17 protein-coding genes and 1 pseudogene are annotated in these 21,305 nt (G+C 65.7%); 14 read left to right on the top strand and 4 right to left on the bottom strand.

Annotation, left to right across the window (positions count from 1 at the left end; all coding sequences use genetic code 11):
* Positions 1-10 precede the first annotated feature (10 nt).
* Both ACLCGK_RS28405 and ACLCGK_RS28410 read left to right on the top strand, forming a co-directional pair.
* On the top strand, positions 11-1,780 hold the full coding sequence (locus tag ACLCGK_RS28405; protein WP_410953398.1) for an acyl-CoA dehydrogenase C-terminal domain-containing protein: 1,770 nt from the start codon (positions 11-13) through the stop codon (positions 1,778-1,780).
* 277 nt (positions 1,781-2,057) lie between these two features.
* Positions 2,058-3,065, top strand: a complete 1,008-nt coding sequence (locus ACLCGK_RS28410) for a FecR family protein (protein WP_085720667.1) — start codon at positions 2,058-2,060, stop codon at positions 3,063-3,065.
* Positions 3,066-3,077: 12 nt separating this feature from the next.
* Here the strand turns inward: ACLCGK_RS28410 and ACLCGK_RS28415 are convergent, their stop codons facing one another.
* On the bottom strand, positions 3,078-4,397 hold the full coding sequence (locus tag ACLCGK_RS28415) for a Na+/H+ antiporter family protein (protein WP_013972950.1): 1,320 nt from the start codon (positions 4,395-4,397) through the stop codon (positions 3,078-3,080).
* Positions 4,398-4,915: 518 nt separating this feature from the next.
* On the opposite strand from ACLCGK_RS28415, the pseudogene ACLCGK_RS28420 reads away from it, so the two are divergent.
* The 8 genes and pseudogenes from ACLCGK_RS28420 to ACLCGK_RS28455 form a co-directional block, all read left to right on the top strand.
* Positions 4,916-5,881, top strand: a pseudogene (locus ACLCGK_RS28420) (HAMP domain-containing protein); the annotation flags it as partial.
* A 102-nt stretch (positions 5,882-5,983) separates the two neighbouring features.
* Entirely contained in the window at positions 5,984-6,739 is a 756-nt protein-coding gene (locus tag ACLCGK_RS28425) for a methyl-accepting chemotaxis protein (protein ID WP_371034575.1), read from the top strand.
* Positions 6,740-6,844: 105 nt separating this feature from the next.
* Positions 6,845-7,861 carry an ABC transporter substrate-binding protein gene (locus ACLCGK_RS28430; RefSeq protein ID WP_410953399.1) on the top strand — a complete coding sequence of 339 codons (1,017 nt, stop codon included), beginning with the start codon at positions 6,845-6,847 and terminating at the stop codon, positions 7,859-7,861.
* On the top strand, positions 7,858-8,706 hold the full coding sequence (locus tag ACLCGK_RS28435) for an ABC transporter permease (RefSeq protein WP_410953400.1): 849 nt from the start codon (positions 7,858-7,860) through the stop codon (positions 8,704-8,706). Before ACLCGK_RS28430 ends, ACLCGK_RS28435 begins: the two co-directional genes overlap by 4 nt.
* Positions 8,707-8,842: 136 nt before the next feature.
* The gene (locus ACLCGK_RS28440) at positions 8,843-9,706 is read left to right on the top strand and encodes a LysR family transcriptional regulator (RefSeq protein ID WP_015270667.1); all 864 of its coding nucleotides are present in this window, start codon (positions 8,843-8,845) and stop codon (positions 9,704-9,706) included.
* Between the two features lie 250 nt (positions 9,707-9,956).
* Positions 9,957-10,874, top strand: coding sequence for an AEC family transporter (locus ACLCGK_RS28445; protein ID WP_013972955.1), 918 nt, complete (start codon positions 9,957-9,959; stop codon positions 10,872-10,874).
* Between the two features lie 35 nt (positions 10,875-10,909).
* A complete protein-coding gene (locus ACLCGK_RS28450) occupies positions 10,910-11,521 on the top strand; it encodes a cell wall hydrolase (RefSeq protein ID WP_410953401.1) in 612 nt (203 codons plus the stop codon).
* A 220-nt stretch (positions 11,522-11,741) separates the two neighbouring features.
* Positions 11,742-12,593 (top strand): CAP domain-containing protein, encoded by an 852-nt coding sequence (locus ACLCGK_RS28455; protein ID WP_061551610.1) that lies wholly within the window; start codon positions 11,742-11,744, stop codon positions 12,591-12,593.
* Between the two features lie 151 nt (positions 12,594-12,744).
* On the opposite strand, the gene ACLCGK_RS28460 is transcribed toward ACLCGK_RS28455, so the two are convergent.
* Positions 12,745-13,719 (bottom strand): GlxA family transcriptional regulator, encoded by a 975-nt coding sequence (locus ACLCGK_RS28460; protein WP_410953406.1) that lies wholly within the window; start codon positions 13,717-13,719, stop codon positions 12,745-12,747.
* Positions 13,720-13,825: 106 nt separating this feature from the next.
* On the opposite strand from ACLCGK_RS28460, the gene ACLCGK_RS28465 reads away from it, so the two are divergent.
* Positions 13,826-14,437, top strand: a complete 612-nt coding sequence (locus tag ACLCGK_RS28465; protein WP_004376275.1) for a LysE family translocator — start codon at positions 13,826-13,828, stop codon at positions 14,435-14,437.
* A gap of 57 nt (positions 14,438-14,494) precedes the next feature.
* On the opposite strand, the gene ACLCGK_RS28470 is transcribed toward ACLCGK_RS28465, so the two are convergent.
* Both ACLCGK_RS28470 and ACLCGK_RS28475 read right to left on the bottom strand, forming a co-directional pair.
* Positions 14,495-15,694, bottom strand: coding sequence for an MFS transporter (locus ACLCGK_RS28470; protein ID WP_410953402.1), 1,200 nt, complete (start codon positions 15,692-15,694; stop codon positions 14,495-14,497).
* A gap of 105 nt (positions 15,695-15,799) precedes the next feature.
* Positions 15,800-16,705: a LysR family transcriptional regulator gene (locus ACLCGK_RS28475; RefSeq protein ID WP_410953403.1), complete on the bottom strand. Its 906-nt coding sequence runs from the start codon at positions 16,703-16,705 to the stop codon at positions 15,800-15,802.
* Positions 16,706-16,822: 117 nt separating this feature from the next.
* Here ACLCGK_RS28475 and ACLCGK_RS28480 point away from each other — a divergent pair, with 117 nt between their 5' ends.
* From ACLCGK_RS28480 to ACLCGK_RS28490, 3 genes are all read left to right on the top strand, one after another.
* Positions 16,823-17,173 (top strand): cupin, encoded by a 351-nt coding sequence (locus ACLCGK_RS28480; RefSeq protein WP_013972962.1) that lies wholly within the window; start codon positions 16,823-16,825, stop codon positions 17,171-17,173.
* A 206-nt stretch (positions 17,174-17,379) separates the two neighbouring features.
* Positions 17,380-19,797 carry a glucose/quinate/shikimate family membrane-bound PQQ-dependent dehydrogenase gene (locus tag ACLCGK_RS28485; protein ID WP_410953404.1) on the top strand — a complete coding sequence of 806 codons (2,418 nt, stop codon included), beginning with the start codon at positions 17,380-17,382 and terminating at the stop codon, positions 19,795-19,797.
* A 128-nt stretch (positions 19,798-19,925) separates the two neighbouring features.
* A complete protein-coding gene (locus tag ACLCGK_RS28490) occupies positions 19,926-21,194 on the top strand; it encodes a carbohydrate porin (RefSeq protein WP_410953405.1) in 1,269 nt (422 codons plus the stop codon).
* The last annotated feature ends 111 nt before the right edge of the window (positions 21,195-21,305 follow it).

The following is a 21,305-nucleotide window of genomic DNA, read 5'->3' on the forward strand; positions in this document are numbered from 1 at the left end:
AGAGCCCCCGATGACTACCTACTCCGCCCCCCTGCGCGACATGCGCTTCGTCCTGCATGATGTGTTCAACGCCCCGGCCCTGTGGGCCCGCCTGCCCGCCCTGGCCGAGCGCATCGACGCCGATACCGCCGATGCCATCCTCGAGGAAGCAGCCAAAGTCACCGGCCAGCTGATTGCCCCGCTCAGCCGCAACGGCGACGAGCAAGGCGTGCGCTTCACCGCTGGTGAAGTCACTACCCCTGACGGCTTCCGCGAGGCCTGGCACACCTACCGTGAAGGCGGTTGGGTCGGCCTGGGCGGCAATCCTGAATATGGCGGCATGGGCATGCCGAAAATGCTCGGTGTGCTGTTCGAAGAAATGCTCTACGCCGCCGACTGCAGCTTCAGCCTGTATTCGGCATTGAGCGCCGGCAGCTGCCTGGCGATCGATGCCCACGCCAGCGAAACACTCAAGGCCACCTACCTGCCGCCCCTGTACGAAGGCCGCTGGGCTGGCACCATGTGCCTCACCGAACCCCATGCCGGCACCGACCTTGGGCTGATCCGCAGCCGCGCCGAGCCCCAGGCCGACGGCAGCTATCGCATAAGCGGCAGCAAGATCTTCATCACCGGCGGCGAACAGGACCTGACCGAGAACATCGTCCACCTGGTGCTGGCCAAGCTGCCGGATGCGCCCACCGGCGCCAAGGGCATCTCGCTGTTCCTGGTGCCCAAGTACCTGGTCGAGGCCGATGGCCGCCTGGGGGCGCGCAACGCCGCCCATTGCGGCTCGATCGAACACAAGATGGGCATCAAGGCCTCGGCCACCTGTGTGATGAACTTCGATGGTGCCGTCGGCTACTTGGTCGGCGAGCCGAACAAGGGCCTGGCGGCGATGTTCACCATGATGAACTACGAGCGCCTGTCCATCGGCATCCAGGGCATCGGTTGTGCCGAGGCGTCCTACCAGAGCGCCGCCCGCTACGCCAACGAGCGCCTGCAAAGCCGCGCCGCCAGCGGCCCGCAGGCACAGGACAAGGTTGCCGACCCGATCATCCACCATGGCGATGTGCGGCGCATGTTGCTGACCATGCGCACCCTCACCGAAGGTGGGCGGGCGTTTGCCGCCTACGTCGGCCAGCAGCTGGACCTGGCGCGCTACGCCGAAGACGCCGGCGAGCGCGAACATGCGCAGCGCCTGGTGGCGCTGCTGACGCCGGTGGCCAAGGCGTTCTTCACCGACAACGGCCTGGAAAGCTGTGTGCTCGGCCAGCAGGTGTATGGCGGCCATGGCTACATTCGCGAATGGGGCCAGGAGCAGCGGGTGCGCGATGTGCGCATCGCGCAGATCTATGAAGGCACCAACGGCATCCAGGCCCTCGACCTGCTCGGGCGCAAGGTGCTGGCCGACGGTGGCCAGGCGCTGGCCGGCTTTGCCGCCGAGGTGCGGGCCTTCAGCGTTGATGCGCCGCTGCACCGTGAAGCCCTGCAAGCGAGCCTGGCGCGGCTGGAGGCGACCAGCGCCTGGCTGCGGGCGCGGGCCGGCGAGGATGCCAACCTGGTCAGCGCGGTGGCGGTGGAATACCTGCAGCTGTTCGGGCTGACTGCGTACGCCTACATGTGGGCGCGGATGGCGGCGGTGGCGTTGGCCAGGCGTGACGAGGATGCCGCGTTTCATGGGGCCAAGCTTGCGTGTGCGGAGTTCTTCTTCCAGCGGGTCTTGCCGCGCGGGTTGGGGCTGGAGGCCAGTATCCGGGCGGGTAGTGGCAGCCTTTATGGGATGACAGCCGAACAATTCTGATCTTCCTGCTCCGGCCTCATCGCCGGCAAGCCAGGCTCCCACAGGGATCGCACAGGCCCAAGACCTTGTGCAGCCCCTGTGGGAGCCTGGCTTGCCGGCGATGGGCTGCAGAGCAGCCCCAGTATTTCTGCCCCTGTACTTGTGCGCGAAGGGTTCTCAAACGCTGAAAAACCATCACCAATCCGACGAAAACCGGCACAACTGATAGTCATTCGCCATTACCTCGGTTCTCGGGAGCCCTCCAGCAAGGGTAGAATGCGCAAAACCCGGAGCCGCAATGAACCACGACCGCCTCAATCCCAGCCCAGACGATGCCATCACCGACGCCGCCGCGCACTGGTGCATGCGCCTGCACGCCGAAGATTGCTCGGTGGCCGAGCGCGAGGCGTTCGCCCGCTGGCTGGCGGCCGACCCGCGGCATGCCGAGGAATACCAGGCGATGCTGGAAATCTGGCAAACCGCAGACCTGCTGCCGCGCAATGCCACCGTCATCGACTTCAACCCGCCGCTGCAAAAGGCCGCGCGCCAGCGCAACTGGCGGCCGCTGGCATCCGCCGCCGCGATCGCCCTGGCAGTGCTGCCGCTGGCCGGCTGGGTGGGCTGGGAACAAGGCTGGCTGCCCAATCGCTACCAGCACTTCGAAGCCGGCGCGCACATGCAGACCGTGCAGCTGAGCGACGGCAGCACGGTGCAGCTCAACCTCAACACCGAGCTCACCTACCTCAACTACAAGGACCAGCGCCAGGTCACGCTCAAGCGTGGCGAGGCGTTCTTCAAGGTGCAGCACGACAGCAGCCACCCGTTCATCGTGCATGCCGGTCGTGGCCAGACCCGCGTCACCGGCACCCAGTTCAACGTGTGGAAGTACCAGGACCAGGTAAAGGTCACCCTGGTGGAAGGTTCGGTACTGGTATCCAGCGACGGCAGCACCGGTGGCTACCGCCTGGGCCCTGGTATGCAGGCCAGCTATCACAAGGGCGACTTCGAGCCGCAACTGGAGCAGAGCGAGGACTACGGCAACAGCCTGGCCTGGCGCGACGGCAAGCTGGTGCTCGACAACCTGAGCCTGGAACAGGCCCTGCCGATAATCAACCGCTACCTCGACGCACCGCTGCTGCTGGCCGACGCCAGCACCGGCCGCATCCGCATCAGTGGTATCTACAACACCCGTGAGGTGGGGCGCCTGGTCAACAACCTGCCCAAGGTGCTGCCGGTCTACCTGACCCGCAGCAAGGACGGCAGCACCGTGCTCAACCGCATCTCGCCGCCGCCCGACAAGGGCTGACGCCCCCCCGTCTTACAGCGTCATCGCCGCCAACCAGCCGAACGCCAGCAGTGGCAGGTTGTAGTGGATGAAGGTAGGCACCACGGTGTCCCAGATATGGTGGTGCTGGCCATCCACGTTCAACCCCGAGGTCGGGCCCAGGGTCGAGTCCGAGGCAGGCGAGCCCGCGTCGCCCAGGGCACCGGCGGTACCCACGATGCACACGGTGGCCAGCGGGTCGAAGCCCAGCTGCACGCACAGCGGCACGAAGATCGCGGCCAGGATCGGCACGGTGGAGAACGACGAGCCGATGCCCATGGTCACCAGCAGGCCCACCAGCAGCATCAGCAAGGCACCGACGCCCTTGCTGTGGTCGATCCACTGCGCCGAGGTTTCCACCAGGCTGTTCACCTCACCGGTGGCCTTCATCACGTCGGCAAAGCCTGAGGCGGCAATCATGATGAAGCCGATCATGGCCATCATCTTCATGCCTTCGGTGAACAGGTCGTCAGTGTCCTTCCAGCGCACGATGCCCGACAGCGAGAAGATCAGGAAGCCGACCATGGCGCCGATGATCATCGAGTCCAGCCACAACTGGACGATGAACGCCGAGGCAATCGCCAGCCCGGCCACCAGCAGGGTCAGCGGGTTGTACTGCACGCTCACCTGCTCCACCTGCTCGATGCGCGCCAGGTCGTAGTCACGCTTCTTGCGGTAGCTGACGAATACCGCCAGCAACAGGCCAGCCAGCATGCCAGCGGCCGGGATGGCCATGGCGTGGGTGACATTCACGCCACTCACGTCGACACCCGCGCGGGCGACGTTGGCCAGCAGGATTTCGTTGAGGAAGATGTTGCCAAAGCCCACCGGCAGGAACATGTACGGGGTGATCAGGCCAAAGGTGATCACGCAGGCGATCAGCCGGCGGTCGATGCGCAGGCGGGTCAGCACGTACAGCAGCGGTGGCACCAGCAAGGGGATGAAGGCGATGTGGATAGGCAGGATGTTCTGCGACGACACTGCCACCACCAGCATCAGGCCCACCAGTAACCATTTGACCTTGCCGCCACTGGCATGGCCCTGGCGGTCGATCATGGCCAGGGCGCGGTCGGCCAAGGCATGGGCCAGGCCGGACTTGGCGATGGCCACGGCAAAGGCGCCCAGCAGTGCATAGGACAGGGCTACCGTGGCCCCGCCGCCGAGGCCGCCGTTGAAGGCCTTGAGCGTACCTTCGATGCCCAGGCCCCCCACCAGCCCACCGGCCAGGGCCCCGACGATCAGGGCGATGACCACGTGCACGCGGGACAGGCTGAGTATCAGCATGATGCCGACCGCGGCGATCACTGCATTCATGGTTGGCTTACCTCATTGCGACAGAAAAAAAGCGCGCACTCTGAAGCAGTGGGCAGCAGATGTCAAAAGCGCCATGTTGCGGCGGATTACCAACGCCTCGCGCGGCCTGCGGATTAAATTGAACGTTTGAATAAAGAAAAGCCCGCGCCAGCCGACACATTCGTCAGCCACACTCTTATTACAAGGGACCCACCCCCATGCCTTTGCGACAACTTTCCATCCAGTGGAAGATCACCCTGCTCGCCGGTCTCTGCCTGGCCGGCATCGTCACCCTGCTCGTCGGCCTGTCGCTGTATCGCATGGACCACAGCTCGGACCTGGTCAAGGCCAGCAGCATGCAGATGCTGACCGAGTCGGCGCAGTCGCGCATCGAGTCGCAGGGCGAGGTGCAGGCGCTGAACATCCGCCGCCAGTTCATGGACGCCTACCAGTACGGCGCCGGTTTCGCCCGCCAGGTGCTGTTCCTGCGCGAGCAGGCGGAAAAGCGCTTTCTCGACGCCTTCGACCTGCGCGAGGACATGACCCGCCAGGTGCGCGCCGCCCTGCAGGCCAACCCTGAGCTGCTCGGCCTGTCGCTGGTATTCGAGCCCAACGCCCTGGACAACAAGGACAGCCTGTTCGCCGGCAAGGCAGAACTGGGCAGCAACGAAACCGGGCGCTTCGCCCTGTACTGGTCGCAGCCGCGTGTCGGCCAGCTGACGGCCATGGCCCTGCCCGAACATGACATGGCCAACACCGAGATCGGCCCCAGCGGCCAGCCAGCCAATACCTGGTGGGTGTGCCCGCGCACATCCGGCAAGGTGTGCGTGGTGGAGCCCTACTTCTACGACATCGATGGCCAGCAGGTGCTGATGACCAGCATCGTCTTCCCGCTGGCAGTCGACGGCAAGGTGATCGCCACCCTGTCCATCGACATCAACCTCAACAGCCTGCAGGCCCTGAGCCAGGAGGCCAGCCGCAGCCTGTACGAAGGCCGCACCACGGTCGGCATCCTCAGCCCGGTCGGCCTGCTGGCCGGCTACAGCGCCGATGCCAGCAAGCTGGCCCAGCGCTTCGACCAGGTCGACACCGCCAAGGGTGCTGAACTGGTGCGCAAGCTGGCCGACGGCAAGATGACCATCGTGCACGACCAGCAGCGCCTGAAGGTGCTGGCCGCCTTCCAGCCGATTCCGGATGCCCAGCCTTGGGGCGTGCTGCTGGATGTGCCGGAAAACGCCCTGACCGGGCCGGCCGAAGCGCTGAAACAGGAACTGGACGCGCTGAACACCAGCGGCACCCTGCTGGAACTTGGCCTGGGCCTGGCGGCGGCGATTGCCGGCCTGCTGATGGTGTGGCTGATGGCCCGCGGCGTTACCCGGCCGATCCTCGGCGTGGCAAGCATGCTCAAGGACATTGCCAGCGGCGAAGGTGACCTGACCCGCCGCCTGACCTACCAGAAGCAGGACGAACTGGGCGAACTGGCCGGCTGGTTCAACCGCTTCCTCGACAAGCTGCAGCCGACCATCGCCGAGGTAAAACGCTCGGTGCAGGCCGCCCGTGGCACCGCCGACCAGTCTTCGGCAATTGCCACCCAGACCAGCGCCGGCATGGAGCAGCAGTACCGCCAGGTCGACCAGGTGGCCACTGCTTCGCACGAGATGAGTGCCACCGCCCAGGACGTCGCCCGCAGCGCCGCCCAGGCCGCGCAGGCCGCCCGCGATGCCGACCAGGCCACCCGCGAAGGCCTGGCGGTGATCGACCGCACCACCCACAGCATCGATGCCCTGGCCGCCGACATGAGCAACGCCATGAGCGAAGTGGAGGGCCTGGCGCAGAACAGCGAGAAGATCGGTTCGGTGCTGGAGGTGATCCGCTCGATCGCCGAACAGACCAACTTGCTGGCGCTCAACGCCGCCATCGAGGCGGCCCGCGCCGGTGAAGCCGGCCGTGGCTTTGCCGTGGTCGCGGACGAGGTACGCAACCTGGCCCAGCGTACCCAGGAATCGGTGGAAGAAACGCGCCAGGTGATCGAGGCCTTGCAGAACGGCACTCGCGAGGTGGTCGGGGCCATGGACAACAGCCACCGCCAGGCCCAGAGCGGCGTGCAGCAGGTTGGCCAGGCAGTCACCGCGCTGCAGCGCATCGGCCAGGCAGTGACGGTGATCACCGACATGAACCTGCAGATCGCCTCGGCCGCCGAAGAGCAAAGCGCAGTGGCCGAGGAAATCAACAGCAACGTGGCAACCATCCGTGATGTCACCGAATCGCTGTCGGGGCAGGCCAACGAGTCGGCGCGGGTAAGCCAGTCGCTGAACAGCCTGGCCAACCAGCAACAGGCGCTGATGGACCAGTTCCGCGTCTGAGTCACTTGCAGGCCGCTGCCAATCGCGTGCAGCGGCCTTCCTGCCGGGCCTGGAGCCGGTCGTCTACACTTGCGGCAACTCAGTAGCGCCACTCCAAGAGGCCCCATGAAAAAGATTCCGACGCTGCTGGCCGGCCTGCTGCTCGCCGTCGGCCTGGCCAGCACCGACAGCGCCGCCTCCGCAGAACGCACCACGCCCATCCGCTTTGGTGCCATCGGCTGGGAAAGCGGTGCCCTCACCACCGAGATCCTGCGGCTGATCGTGGAGCGTGGCTACGGCTACACCACCGACACCCTGCCCGGCAGCACCGTCAGCATGGAAGTGGCCCTGGCGCGCAACGACCTGCAGGTAATCGCCGAGGAATGGGCCGGGCGCAGCCCCGCCTGGGTCAAGGCAGAACAGGCCGGCCAGGTGTTTGCCTTGGGCGACACGGTCAAGAATGCCGAAGAAGGCTGGTGGGTGCCGGCCTACGTGATCGAGGGCGATGCCGCGCGCAAGCTGAAACCCGTGGCGCCGCAATTGCGCAGCGTCGAGGACCTGAAACGTTACCCGCAGGTGTTCCGCGACCCCGAGTCACCCGGTAAAGGGCGCTTTCTGAATAGCCCCAGCGGGTGGACATCCGAAACCGTCAACAGCCAGAAACTCAAGGCCTACGGGCTGAATGATCTCTATACCAACTTCCGCAGTGGCTCCGGGGCTGCAATGGATGCCGAAATCGGCTCGGCCATCCGCCGTGGCCAACCGGTGCTGTTCTACTACTGGAACCCGACCCCTTTGATGGGGCGTTACAAGCTCATACGCCTGCAAGAGCCGCCGTTCGATGCCCAGGCCTGGGCCACCCTCACCGATGCCGGCAACCCCGAGCCCAAGGGCAGCAGCTCGCTGCCGGCCAAGTTGTCGATTGGCGTATCCAAGGCCTTTCGCGAGGGCTACCCGGAGCTGGTGAGCGTGTTCGAGCGGGTCGACCTGCCCATCGACCGACTGAACAAGGCACTGGCCGACATGAGCGAAAAGCGAACGCCGTCCCGCGACGCTGCCCTCACCTTCCTGCGCGATAACCGCGAGGTGTGGAAAGCCTGGTTGCCTGCGGACATTGCCACCAAGGTCGAGGCCAGCCTGTGAGCGGCGGCTTCCCCGAGGCCCTGCAATTCTCCTTTGCCGACAGCGTCAACCGCCTGGTCGACTGGCTGGTACTGCATTACGGCGATCACCTGCGCAGCGTCTCGGACCAGTTGCTGCAACTGCTGGTCGGCCTGGAAACCCTGCTGCGCCTGCTGCCGTGGTGGCTGCTGCTGTTGCTGATCGGCCTGCTTGCCTGGCATGCCAGCCGCAGCGTGCTGCGCAGCGCGGTACTGGTGGCGCTGCTGGCCCTGATCGGTATGCTCGGGTTGTGGGACAAACTGCTGCTGACCATGGCGTTGGTGCTGGTCAGTACCGGCCTCTGCGTGCTGGTGGGCGTGCCGCTGGGCATCCTGCTGGCTGCCCGGCCGCTGGCGAAGCGCTTGCTGTTGCCGGTACTGGATGTGATGCAGACCTTGCCGGCCTTCGTTTACCTGATCCCGGTGCTGATGCTGTTCGGCCTGGGCAAGGTGCCCGCCGTGTTCGCCACACTGATCTATGCCTTGCCACCGCTGGTGCGGCTGACCGAACTGGGCCTGAGCCAGATCGACCCTTCGCTGCTGCAAGCCGCCCATGGTCTTGGCGCCAGCCGCTGGCAGCGGTTGCGGCGCATCGCCCTGCCGCTGGCGCTGCCGAGCATCATGGCCGGGCTCAACCAGTCGGTGATGATGGCCCTGTCGATGGTGGTGGTGGCTTCGATGATTGGCGCCCGCGGGCTGGGCGAGGACGTGCTGTCGGGGATCCAGACGCTGAATGTCGGCCAAGGCGTCGAGGCCGGGCTGGCGATCGTCGCCCTGGCCATGGTGATCGACCGGATCAGCCAGGCTTATGGGCGTGGTGGGCGTTGAACATTGCTGCCTGCCCCGGCCCTATCGCCGGCAAGCCAGCTCCCACAGGGTGCCGTACCTGTGGGAGCTGGCTTGCCGGCGATAGGGCCGGGCCTGACAATGCAGCTCTGTCAGCTTGAAACCGGACCTCACCCGCATGTCCCTCAAAGCCTTGCGCACCCTGGTGACCATCGCCCGCCACGGCACCTTCGCGCGTGCCGCCGACCTGCTCAGCCTCACCCCTTCGGCGGTGAGCCTGCACATCAAGACCCTCGAAGACGAACTGCAGGTGAGCTTGTTCGACCGCAGCCGCAGGCAGGTGTCGCTGACCGAAGCCGGCCAGTTGGCGGTGGCCCGCGCCGAGACCATCCTGGCTAGCTATGACGAACTGGCCGACGCCCTGGCCAGCGGCCCGAGCCTGCGCGGCCGCCTGCGCCTGGGGGCGATCCACACGGTGCTGGCGCGGCGCCTGCCCAAGGCGCTGGTGTGGATCAAGGCGCACCATCCGCAGTTGCATGTCAGCGTGGCCTCCGGCATGTCGGCAGAACTGGCACGGCGGGTGGAAGACGGCGAACTCGATGCGGCGATCACCACCGAGCCGGTCAGCCCCTACCCACAAAGCCTGGACTTCACGCCGTTGTTCGAAGACCGCTTCTGGGCCATCGCCAGCCCCGACCTGGCCGGGCTAAGCGTGCCGCAGTTGCTGGCCAGCCAGCCGTTCCTGCGCTTCGACAAGCGTGCCTGGGCCGGGCGGCAGATCGAGCAGGAGCTGCGCCGCCAGCATCTGCAGGTGAGCGAGCAGATGGAGCTGGACAGCCAGGAAGCGCTGGCGCGCATGGCGGTGATGGGCCTGGGTGTGGCAATCATCCCCATGGCCGATGACGACCTGCAACGCTTGCCACCGGCTACCTGCCTGCCATTTGGCGAACCACAGCTGACCCGGCGCGTGGTGTTGCTGGAGCATGAGAAGAGCCAGCGGCGGCATTTGAGCGCGGTGCTGAAGACTGCGCTGGAGGCGTGAAGGTTCGCAGGGCCTTGTAGGAGCGGCCTTGTGTCGCGAAAGGGCCGCAAAGCGGCCCCGGCAATTTTGTGGCGATGCCGATATCCTGGGGGCGCTTCGCTCCCCTTTCGCGACACAAGGCCGCTCCTACAAGAGCCAGTATCGACTTCAACCATGCATTTTTTCTCAACGGTCAGTGCAGAAAACAACGTTTTTACAGATCGATCCGCACCAGTAGTCTGTGCCCGTACCCGACCACGGAACGTCGATCATGCTCCACCTGCTGCTGACTACCCTGCTGCCGATCATCCTGCTGATTGCCCTGGGCACTTTCCTGCGCCTGCGCGGCTTTCTCGCCGATAACTTCTGGCCCGGCGCCGAGCGCCTGAGCTATTACGTACTGCTGCCGTCGCTGTTCCTCCATGGCCTGGCCACCGCCAACCTCGATGGCGTACCGGTGCTGGGCATGGTTGGCGTGCTGATGCTCTCGACCCTGGCCGGGGCCGTGCTGCTGGTGCTGTACCAGGGCGCCATGAACCACGACGGTGCCGACTTCACCTCGGTGTTCCAGGGCGGCATCCGCTTCAACAACTACATCGGCGCCACCCTTGCAGCGGGTATCTACGGCAGCGCCGGCATCGCCCTGGCGGCGGTGGCCAACGCCGCCATCGTGCCACTGGTCAACCTGCTTTGCGTGCTGGTGTTCGCCCGCTTCAGCGCCCGCCATAGCTCACCGGCCACGGTGTTGCGGGCCATCTTCGCCAACCCCTTGATCGTCGGTTGCGCCGGCGGGTTGCTGCTGCGCGCCAGTGGGCTGGGCTTGCCAGCGGGTATCGAACCCACGGTCAAGGCCCTGGGCCAGGCCGCCCTGCCGCTGGGCCTGCTGTGCGTCGGCGCAGCCCTGGGTGGCGCCCGCCTGGGCCAGCAGGTGCGCCCGCTGATGGCGGCGTCGGCATTCAAGTTCCTGGTCATGCCGTTGACCACCTGGGGCTTGTGCCGCCTGCTTGGCCTGGGTGGCCAGGCAGCGGTGGTGGCGGTGCTGTTCCAGGCACTGCCGACCGCATCATCTTCCTATGTAATGGCCCGGCAAATGGGCGGTAACGCACCGCTGATGGCCACCATCATCGCCCTGCAGACCGTGTTGGCTGCCGCCACCCTGCCTTTGGTGCTGATGCTTGCGCTTGGCTAGACTGTGAACCAGCCCACAGTTCGGGAGCTTGCATCATGCGCCTTTCGTGGATGGTGATCGGCCTGGTTTCGGCCCTGCTCGCAGGCCCCTTGCACGCGGCCGACCCGGCCAAGGCTGCCGTCGCCGAGGACAAGGCCGAGGTACTCGAGGAAAAAGTGGTGAATGACACACCACCCCCGAAAAAGGCCGAGACCCTCACACCCGGCGAAGCGCAGGCAGTGGACCCGGCCGGCCAGGCGCCGCTGGATGACAGCATCACCTGCCTGGCCCGCACCATCTACTGGGAGGCCAAGGGTGCCGACGCCGAAGACATGGCCGCCGTGGCCAACGTCGTGCTCAACCGCCTGGGCCACGATGGCTTCCCGGATACCATCTGCGGCGTGGTCAAGCAGGGGGTGGAAAGCAAGGCCTGCCAGTTCTCCTGGTGGTGCGACGGGCGCCCGGACCAGGTCGAAGAAGCGCAACGCTACGGCATTGCCAAGGAGATTGCGCGCAAGGCGCTCAACCAGCAATTGAGAGACCGCACCGGGGGTGCCTTGTACTTCCATGACCGCAATGTGCACCCGGACTGGGCCAAAGCCTACCGCCGGACGGCGCAGACCAGGCATTTTCTGTTCTACAAACCGAACCAGGCGGTGGCGCGCTGATAGCCGCCGGGCGCCAGCAAACCGGCAGACAGGCGTGATTAGATAGGAATGATTACCAACTATTCGCACTTTTCGGATGAACAGTGGTCTACTCCCTCTTTTGCCGCCAGCAACGAATGTTGGCGTTCTCATTGCTTTGCACGAGCCCGGGCCAAAAGCCCCGGGCTTGTGTAGGATGAGCAGCGCGAACCCCGACGCTGCCAGTCATAGGGAGATCCACATGCGCGTCCTGTCATCCGTTGCCGCCTTGTCGCTGGGCCTGCTCGTCTCGGCCGGGGCCATGGCTGCCACCGGCGAAGAAGCGCAACTGATCGATTCGATCAATGTCTACCGCAGCAAGGCCCAGCCCTGCGGTGGCGAAGCGTCGTTGGAACTACCGCCGCTCAACAGCGATACCCGCCTGGCGCTGTCGCCAGAGGGTACCCGCGACCTGCAGCAGGCCATGACCCGCGCCGCCTACCCGATGGTCAACGTGCAGGCCATCAGCCTGTCGGGGCCACGTGATGCGCGCGCTGCCATGCATGCCATCGAAGAGAGCTTCTGCCAGGTGGTGCTGGACCCGCAGTTCGTCGATATCGGCGTCAGCCAGGAAGGCCGCGACTGGCGCATCGTGCTTGCCCGGCCGCTGCTCAGTGGCCGCCTGGGCGACTGGCAGGCCGAGGGGCAGAAGGTGCTGCAGGAGATCAACGCCGCGCGCAAGGTGCCGCGCCAATGCGGTGGCCAGCCCTTCGCTGCCGCCCCCGCACTGAGCTGGAGCACGGTGCTGGCCGGGGTTGCCGCCAACCACACCCGGGCCATGGCCAACCAGAACTTCTTCGACCACATCGACAAGGATGGCCGCACCCCCGGGGACCGGGCAGAGCTGGCCGGCTACCTGTACCAGCAGATCGGCGAAAACATCGCCGCCGGGCGTGACACCGCGCGCAAGGTGGTCGATGGCTGGCTGGATAGCCCGGGGCATTGTGCGACGCTGATGAACCCGGACTTCCGTGAGCTGGGCGCTGCGTATGCAGTGGACCCGAAGAGTGATGCGGGGATTTACTGGACAGGGTTGTTCGGGACGCCGCAGTAAGCCCGGCTGACGCGCTTTATGTAGGAGCGGCCTTGTGTCGCGAAAGGGGTGCGAAGCGCCCCCAGGATATCGGCATCGCCACAAAATTGCCGGGGCCGCTTTGCGGCCCTTTCGCGACACAAGGCCGCTCCTACAGAGTGCGCGCCGGGCTTCAGGGCGAGATATTGCCGTCACGCAACGCTTGGGCCGTGCATCCAAACCGTCGCCGCACGCACTTGCCCAGGTAACTGGCATCGCCCAGGCCCACTTCATCGGCAATCTGCGCCAGGCTGTGGCTGGAATTGAGCAGGCGCCAACGCGCCTGTTGCAGGCGCATCTCCAGCCACCATGCCTTGGCGCTCATGCCATGGCTGGCGTGAAACTGCCGGTCCAGCTGGCGCCGGCTGATGCCCAGCTCAGCCGCCAACTGCTCCGCGGTCAACGGCGTACCCAGGTGATGACGCATCAATGCCTGCGCGCGCTGCACCTGCCGCCCCTGCCCGCCCCCCAGCTCCAACGAGCGCAAGGCATGGCGGCTATCACGGGTTTCATCCACCAGCATGTCGGCCAGGCCCTTCAGCGCCCTGGCCCTCCCGCAGGCGCGTGACAACAGCGCGACGGCCAGGTCGATGGCCGCGGTGCCGCCGGCGCAGGTGATGCGGCTACCGTCGATGCAATACAGCTGCTCACTCAGTACCTGCAAATGCGGGAAGGCTGCACGGAATTCGGCTTCGTGGCGCCAGTGCACCACTACCTTGTGCCCCTGCAGCAAACCGCAGGCGGCCAACAGGAAAGCACCGTTGTCGACCCCCACCAGCTTGACGCCAGCCTTGCCGGCCTGCCTGAGCAAGGCCCGGTAGCGAGGCGCCAGCGCGGCAGTGGCCATCGCGTTGCGCCCGCCGAACACCACCAGGTAGTCGAAACTGGCCAGCTCGAGCTGGCCTGCGACGGCTTCGACCTGCACCACCGCGCCACTGCTCGAAGGCACCGGGTCGAGTGTCAGCCCTGCAACGGTCCAGCTGCAGTAGCGCTGCTGGCTGTAGTCCTCGTCGTCGGCGCTGAAACGCAACTTGTCGAGAAAGGCGCCGAACGGCAGCAAGGCAAAATCCGGTAACGGCAAGATCAGCAAGCGGATGTCGGGCAGCATTGGCATCGTGTCCAGAAACGACCATTCAATGTCCGGATCATACCCTTGCCCGACAAGATCGGCGCCATAGACTGGCGCCCTCTCCATCAACAAGGCATTCCCCACCATGGCACTCGACACCTGGCTCATCTACCTGCTGGCGAGCATCGGCCTGTCGCTGACCCCAGGCCCCAACAGCCTGCTGGCCCTGACCCACGGTGCCCTGTATGGCGCACGCCGGACGTTGTTCACCATCATTGGCGGGGTGTTTGGCTTCAGCGCCCTGATTGCCTTGGCCATGTTCGGCCTCAGCGCATTGCTGCAGGCCTCGGCCTCGGTGCTGAGCGTGCTCAAGTGGGTGGGTGGCGCCTATCTGGTCTGGCTGGGTATCCAGCTGTGGCGCAGCCCGGGCCTGCACCTGGAACTGACCGCGCAAAGTGCGCGGCTGGGCAATGCCGGCCTGTTCCGCCAGGGCCTGCTGTCGGCCATGGCCAACCCCAAGGTGCTGCTGTTCTACGGCGCTTTCCTGCCGCAGTTCATCGACCCGCAGCGTGGGTTGCTGCTGCAGTTCGTGGTGATGGCGGCAACCTTTGCCAGCGTCGAGTTCCTGGTCGAATACCTGTTGGCACGCCTGGCGTTTCGCATCCGGCCATGGCTGGCCAAGGGCGGTAAAGGCTTCAATCGCTGCTGCGGCAGCCTGTTTGCCTTGATTGGTGTGGCGTTGCCGCTTGGGCGGTAGCACTACGCAAAGGCTGTCGCGATCGTACAGGGATCGCGACAACCTGTGGGCTCGCATTCAACCCCGGCGCGCTTTGGTCAGGAAGATGATCAAGGCCACGCCCGGCAAACCCGCCCCCACCAGCGCCACACCCTGCCAGCCAAACTGGCTGAACACCGCACTGGCCACCGCCGAACCCAGCGCCCCACCCAGGAAGATGCTGGTCATGTACACCGCGTTCAGCCGCCCGCGGCTGGCCGGGTCCAGCGCGTACACTTCACGCTGGCCGATGACCATGTTCATCTGCACCGCAAAATCCAGCAGCACGCCGGTCAGGCCCAGGCCGATCACGCTGTAGCCCGGCACCGTCAGCCCCAGCAACAGTGCCGCCGGTGCCAGTAACAACGCCAACAGCGAACCGGCCCGGGCATGCCCGGCATCGGCCAGGCGGCCGGCCATGGGTGCGGCGACGGCGCCTACCGCGCCCACCAGGGCGAATACCGCGATCTGGCTCTGTGACAGGCCATGCTCGGTTGCCAGGGCCATCGGCACCGCCGTCCAGTACAGGCTGAACGCCGCGAACATCAGCGCCTGGTACAGCGAGCGCTGGCGCAGCAAGGGATAACGGCGCAGCAGCGTGAGCAGCGACAGCATCAGCCCGGCATAGCTGGCCTTGTGCTCGGGCACCCGCCGCGGCAAGGTCAGGGCCAGCAGCAGGATGATCGCCAGCATCACCCCGGCAGCGCCAATGAACACCGCCCGCCAGCCGAAGTAGTCGGCCACCAGGCTGGACAACGGCCGCGCCAGCAGGATACCCAGCAGCAGGCCGCCCATGATGTTGCCGACCACCCGCCCACGCTGCTGCTCCGGCGCCAGGTGCGCCGCCAGCGGAATGAGCATCTGCACCGCCACGGAACTGAAACCGATCAGCAGTGCATAGCCGAGGAACAACTGGCCCTGGCCGCTGCTGCTGGTGCCCGCCAGCAGCAGGCTGACGCAAGCCAGCACGGCGGTAGCCACCATCAAGCGGCGGTTTTCCAACAGGTCGGCCAGCGGTACCAGCAACAGCAGGCCCAAGGCATAGCCAAGCTGCGTGAGCGAAACGATGAGGCTGGCATGCTCGGTGGACAACCCCAGGTCCGGGGCGATCAGCCCGACGATGGGCTGGGCATAGTAGATATTGGCGACGATCGCGCCGCAGCAGAACGCCAGCAGGGCGACCAGGGCCCGGCTGAGGCCGGTGGCGGCAGGCTGCGCGGCGGCAAGGGAGGGATTCATGCGAGTGTCCTCGGCAATGGCTGGAATATGCCGGCCACCTTACCCAGACGCACTCCTGGCGAGAATCCAGCGCTGGCGCAACAGGGCTTTGCGCACTGCGCAACACTAGGTGCTGCGCTGCAGCAAGTTTTCGCAAAAGTCGATAAAGGCATTCACCCGCCGTGAACCACGATGATTGGGCAGATACAAGGCGTTGATGCTGTCATTGGCAGCGCCGGGGCTGGCCTGCCAATCGGGGAACAGCCGTTGCAGGCGCCCGGCCGCCACATCCTCACGCACCAGCCAGTCGGCCAACAGTGCGATACCGCTGCCCGCCAGTGCGGTTTCGCGCAGCATGTCGGCATTGGCACTGCGCAACGGCCCGCTCACGTCCAGTTCCAGACTGTCCTGCCCACGGGCCAGGCGCCAGGGGCGGCCTTTCTGCCCGTAGCGAAAGCGCAGGCAGGCGTGCTCGAGCAGCTGTCGCGGATGCTCCAGCGCGTCATGCCCGGCCAGGTAGCACGGGCTGGCCACCAGCCAACGCTGGAAGCGACCCAGCTGGCGGCATACCAGCTCGTCATTGGGCGAGGGGTCGCCCAGGCGGATCGACAGGTCATAGCGCCCGTCAAGCAGGTCATCCAGGCGGTCGCTGAGGTCGATGTCCAGCTCCAGAGCCGGATGTTGCGCCAAAAACGCCCCCAGGTGCGGGGCGATGACCCGCCTGCCGAACTCCACCGGCAAGCACAGGCGCAGCACACCGACAGGCTCCTCGCCCCGGTCGGCGACACTGGCATCGGCCTCGTCCAGGGCCTCGAAAATACCCCGCGCGCGCTCGTAATAACGGGCGCCGGCCTCGGTCAGGCTGACCTGGCGGGTGGAGCGGTTGAGCAAGGTGGCGCCCAACGCCGCTTCCAGGGCATCGACCAGGCGCGTCACCGACGATGTCGCCAGCCCGAGCCGGCGTGCAGCGGCAGAAAAGCCCTGGGCATCGACGGTGGCCACGAACATCTTCATCGCCAGGAGTTTGTCCATTTGTTGCCCGTCTTCCAAATCCCGGAAAGTTCTTACAAACAGCCGGGCCGGTCAAGAAGCGCGGCGCATGGCAATTGCGTCCATAGTGGAACCACCCCCTTCCAGACGAGGTTTTCCATGATCCCGACCAACCTGCTGACTGCCCTGCCCCCTTGCGACCCCACCAGCTCCGAACGGGTCGACCAACTGCTCAGCCGCCCGGGTGTGCGTGTGGAGCGTATCGTTTCCAGCGGCCAGGCCAGCCCGCCCGGTTTCTGGTACGACCAGGCCGAAGGCGAATGGATCGTGCTGCTCAGTGGCGCCGCCGGCCTGCGCTTCGAGCACGAGAGCCACACCCGCCTGCTGGCGCCGGGCGATTGCCTGGACATCCCGCCGCATTACCGCCACCGCGTGGAATGGACCGCCCCCGGCACCGCCACCATCTGGCTCGCGGTGTTCTACAGCAGCGGCACTCCGTGGCCGGCGTGAATCCGGTAATCGAAAATCGAACGCGGGTTAACCAGCCGACATGAACACCCTGTTTACTGCAATTTTAAGCGCATGATCTAGACTTTTAGCCACACCTTTCAGAGTTCAACCCTGCGACAATCCGCCCCACAAAATTATGTACCAACTTGTTAATTAGCAAGCTAAGAGATTACACTGCGCGCATTCCACCTGCTGAGATCCCTGGCATGAAAGAAACACCGCGCGCCTCTGGCGCCACAAACATCATCCTGGTCGGCCTGGGCGTGATCATCGCCCTGCTCGGCCTCCTCCTGGCTGCGGGCGGCGTCAAGCTGGCCGGCCTGGGCGGTTCCTGGTACTTCCTGATCGGCGGCCTGGCCATGGCCATCGCCGGCGTTCTCATCGCTCGCCGCAAGCCGGCTGGCGCCTGGCTGTACGCGGCGTTCCTGGTCGGCACTGCCATCTGGGCGCTGATCGACGCAGGCCTGGTGTTCTGGCCGCTGTTCTCGCGCCTGTTCATGTTCGGCGCAATTGGCATGGTGGTGGCACTGGTCTACCCGCTGCTGGCCCGTGCCAATGGCACCAGCGCCGGCCGCGGTGCCTATGGCGTTGCCGGGGTTATGGCCGTGCTGCTGGTGATCGCCGCCGGCAACATGTTCGTCGCCCACCCAAGCGTCGCCCCCACCGGCAAAGGCCCGGGCATGACCCCGGTCGAGGCCGGCAAGGCGCAGAAGGACTGGGCTCACTACGGCAACACCGAAGGTGGCAGCCGCTTCGCCGCGCTGGACCAGATCAACCGCGACAACGTCAACAAGCTGAAAGTGGCCTGGACCTACCGCACCGGTGACGTGGCGCTCAGCGACGGCAACGGCGCCGAAGACCAGCTGACCCCGCTGCAGGTCGGCAACAAGGTGTTCATCTGCACCCCGCACAACAACCTGATCGCCCTTGATGCCGACACCGGCAAAGAGCTGTGGAAGAACGCGATCAACGCCCAGTCCAAGGTCTGGCAGCGTTGCCGTGGCATGGCCTACTTCGACGCCACTGCCGCCATCGCCCAGCCGACCCAGCCGAACAGCTCGCCAATCACCGCGGCCAGCGTACCGGCCGGTGCCAACTGCCAGCGTCGCCTGATGACCAACACCATCGATGGCCGCCTGATTGCCGTCGACGCCGACACCGGCGAGTTCTGCCAGGGCTTCGGCAACAACGGCCAGGTCGACCTCAAGGCCGGCCTGGGCGATGTGCCGGACTCCTACTACCAGCTGTCCTCGGCCCCACTGATGGCCGGCACCACCGTGGTGGTCGGCGGCCGCGTCGCCGACAACGTCCAGACCGACATGCCAGGCGGCGTGATCCGTGGTTTCGACGTGATCACGGGTGAAATGCGCTGGGCCTTCGACCCCGGCAACCCGGAAGATCGCCAGGCGCCGCAGGGCGACAGCACCTATGTGCGCAGCACCCCCAACAGCTGGGCCCCGATGTCCTACGACCCGGCGATGAATACCGTGTTCCTGCCGATGGGCTCGTCGTCCACCGACATCTACGGTGTCGAACGCAGCAAGCTGGACCACACCTATGGCGCTTCGGTACTGGCGCTGGACGCCACCACCGGCAACCAGAAGTGGGTGTTCCAGACCGTGCACAACGACCTGTGGGACTTCGACCTGCCGATGCAGCCGAGCCTGATCGATTTCACCAAGGACGACGGCCAGTCGGTACCTGCAGTGGTAATCGGCACCAAGGCCGGGCAGATCTACGTGCTCGACCGCGCCACCGGCAAGCCGCTGACCCAGGTCGACGAAGTACCGGTCAAGCCAAGCAACATCCCCAACGAGCCGTACTCGCCAACCCAGCCGAAGTCGGTGGGCATGCCGCAGATCGGCGCGCAGACCCTGACCGAATCGGACATGTGGGGCGCAACCCCGTACGACCAGCTGCTGTGCCGCATCGACTTCAAGAAAATGCGCTACGACGGCCTGTACACCGCGCCGGGCACCGACCTGTCGCTGAGCTTCCCGGGTTCGCTGGGCGGCATGAACTGGGGCAGCATTTCCACCGACCCGGTACATGGTTTCATCTTCGTCAACGACATGCGCCTGGGCCTGTGGATCCAGATGATCCCGTCGCAGAACAAGGGCGGTGCCGCTTCCGGTGGCGAAGCGCTTAACACCGGCATGGGTGCAGTACCGCTCAAGGGCACCCCGTATGCAGTGAACAAGAACCGCTTCCTGTCGGTGGCCGGCATTCCGTGCCAGGCGCCGCCATTCGGCACCCTGACCGCCATCGACATGAAGACCCGCCAGGTGGCGTGGCAGGTACCTGTGGGTACCGTCGAGGACACCGGCCCGCTCGGCATCCGCATGCACTTGCCGATCAAGATCGGCCTGCCGACCCTCGGCGGCACCCTGTCCACCCAGGGCGGCCTGGTGTTCATCGCCGGCACCCAGGACTTCTACCTGCGCGCCTACGACAGCAGCAACGGCAACGAAATCTGGAAGGCTCGCCTGCCAGTGGGCAGCCAGGGCGGCCCGATGACCTACGTTTCGCCGAAAACCGGCAAGCAGTACGTGGTGGTCACGGCTGGCGGCGCGCGCCAGTCGACTGACCGTGGCGACTACGTGATTTCTTACGCTCTGCCGTAAGACCGCGTCGCCTTCTTCGCGGGCACGCCCGCTCCCACAGGGACTGCACCGTCCGCTTGGGCAGTGATCATCCTGTGGGAGCTGGCTTGCCGGCGATGAGGCCCTGAAAAACAACCTGAGATTCAGCAATGCCATCCGCAATTCGCATCACCCCCACCCTGCTGCTGGCCCTGGCCAGCAGCACCGCCCTGGCCGACGGCGACCTGATGACCCGCAGCACCCTGACCGGTGACTGGGGCGGCCTGCGTCACCAACTGGAAGAAGACGGCGTCAGGTTCACCGGCGACTACAGCGGCGAAACCGCCTACAACGCCCACGGTGGCCTGCACCGCTCGGCGCGCTACTCGCAAAACCTGAAACTGGGCGTGCAGTTCGACCTGTCGAAACTGTATGGCCTGGACAACGGCGGCAAGGTCCAGCTGACCATCAACGACCGCCGCGGCAACAGCGCCTCGGAAGACCTGGTGGGCAACCGCCTGCCGATCCAGGAAAACTTCGGTGGCCTGTACACCCGCCTGACCGAGCTGAGCTACGAGCGTACCCTGTTCACCCCGGCGCTCAACGTCAAGCTCGGCTACATGGCCATGGGCAACGACCTCGGCGGCCTGGACAGTGGCATCCTGTGCAACTTCATGAACGCCGGCTTCTGCGGCCACCCGCTGAACATGTCTGGCGGCAGTGGCTGGACCAATTACCCCAATGCCCACCTGGGCGTACGGGTGAAGTACGACCTGTCGCCATCCTGGCAACTGCGTGTGGCGGCGTTCAACGTCGACCCGGAAAGCAATGGCAATTCAAGCCGCGCCTGGCACCTGGGCCCCAAGCACACCACCGGCACCGTGGTACCGGTAGAGCTGGTCTACAAGCTGCAGGGCGAGCTGCCTGGCGAGTACAAACTGGGCTACTACTACGACAGCTCCGACGTGAAGCGCATCGGCAGCGACGAGGAAGTGTCCGGCCGTGGCGGCCACTATCTGCTAGTCGACCAGGCCGTGTGGAACGACCAGGGCTTGCCGGGCCGCAGCCTGCATGCCTTCGGCCAGTACTCGGCGTCGAGCAAGGCCGCCTCGCCATTCACCAAGTGGTATGGCGCCGGCGTGGTGCTGTACAAGCCGTTCGCAGGCCGCCCGAAGGATACTGTGGCCCTGGGCTATGGCCGTGCCGTACCCAACCCGCGTAGCCGCGACGCGCTGGAAGATACCGCGTTCGATGCCGGGCAGCAGTTCCCCGATATCGACAGCGGCGAGCAGCTGGTCGAGCTGAGCTATGGCTACCAGGCCACGCCATGGCTGAACCTGCGCCCGGATGTGCAGTACATCATCGAGCCGGGCGCGTTCTCCGGGAAGGACATCGACAACGCGCTGGTGGTTGGCCTGCAGGTCAAGGCTACCTTCTGAAACCTTGATTGGGGCTGCTCTGCAGCCCTTCGCGGGCACGCCCGCTCCCACAGGTGTATCACCGGCTGGCCTGGCGGTGCTGTACCTGTGGGAGCGGGCGTGCCCGCGAAG

This window comes from Pseudomonas sp. S1(2024) (genome assembly GCF_046557535.1).

Coding starts and splice junctions, on each gene's coding strand:
- ACLCGK_RS28430 (WP_410953399.1), top strand. CDS start 6,845: ATGAAAAAGATTCCGACGCTGCTGGCCGGCCTGCTGCTCGCCGTCGGC.
- ACLCGK_RS28460 (WP_410953406.1), bottom strand. CDS start 13,719: ATGCTGCCCGACATCCGCTTGCTGATCTTGCCGTTACCGGATTTTGCC.
- ACLCGK_RS28450 (WP_410953401.1), top strand. CDS start 10,910: ATGCGCCTTTCGTGGATGGTGATCGGCCTGGTTTCGGCCCTGCTCGCA.
- ACLCGK_RS28440 (WP_015270667.1), top strand. CDS start 8,843: ATGTCCCTCAAAGCCTTGCGCACCCTGGTGACCATCGCCCGCCACGGC.
- ACLCGK_RS28465 (WP_004376275.1), top strand. CDS start 13,826: ATGGCACTCGACACCTGGCTCATCTACCTGCTGGCGAGCATCGGCCTG.
- ACLCGK_RS28490 (WP_410953405.1), top strand. CDS start 19,926: ATGCCATCCGCAATTCGCATCACCCCCACCCTGCTGCTGGCCCTGGCC.
- ACLCGK_RS28480 (WP_013972962.1), top strand. CDS start 16,823: ATGATCCCGACCAACCTGCTGACTGCCCTGCCCCCTTGCGACCCCACC.
- ACLCGK_RS28485 (WP_410953404.1), top strand. CDS start 17,380: ATGAAAGAAACACCGCGCGCCTCTGGCGCCACAAACATCATCCTGGTC.
- ACLCGK_RS28470 (WP_410953402.1), bottom strand. CDS start 15,694: ATGAATCCCTCCCTTGCCGCCGCGCAGCCTGCCGCCACCGGCCTCAGC.
- ACLCGK_RS28455 (WP_061551610.1), top strand. CDS start 11,742: ATGCGCGTCCTGTCATCCGTTGCCGCCTTGTCGCTGGGCCTGCTCGTC.
- ACLCGK_RS28475 (WP_410953403.1), bottom strand. CDS start 16,705: ATGGACAAACTCCTGGCGATGAAGATGTTCGTGGCCACCGTCGATGCC.
- ACLCGK_RS28405 (WP_410953398.1), top strand. CDS start 11: ATGACTACCTACTCCGCCCCCCTGCGCGACATGCGCTTCGTCCTGCAT.
- ACLCGK_RS28445 (WP_013972955.1), top strand. CDS start 9,957: ATGCTCCACCTGCTGCTGACTACCCTGCTGCCGATCATCCTGCTGATT.
- ACLCGK_RS28425 (WP_371034575.1), top strand. CDS start 5,984: ATGGAGCAGCAGTACCGCCAGGTCGACCAGGTGGCCACTGCTTCGCAC.
- ACLCGK_RS28410 (WP_085720667.1), top strand. CDS start 2,058: ATGAACCACGACCGCCTCAATCCCAGCCCAGACGATGCCATCACCGAC.
- ACLCGK_RS28415 (WP_013972950.1), bottom strand. CDS start 4,397: ATGAATGCAGTGATCGCCGCGGTCGGCATCATGCTGATACTCAGCCTG.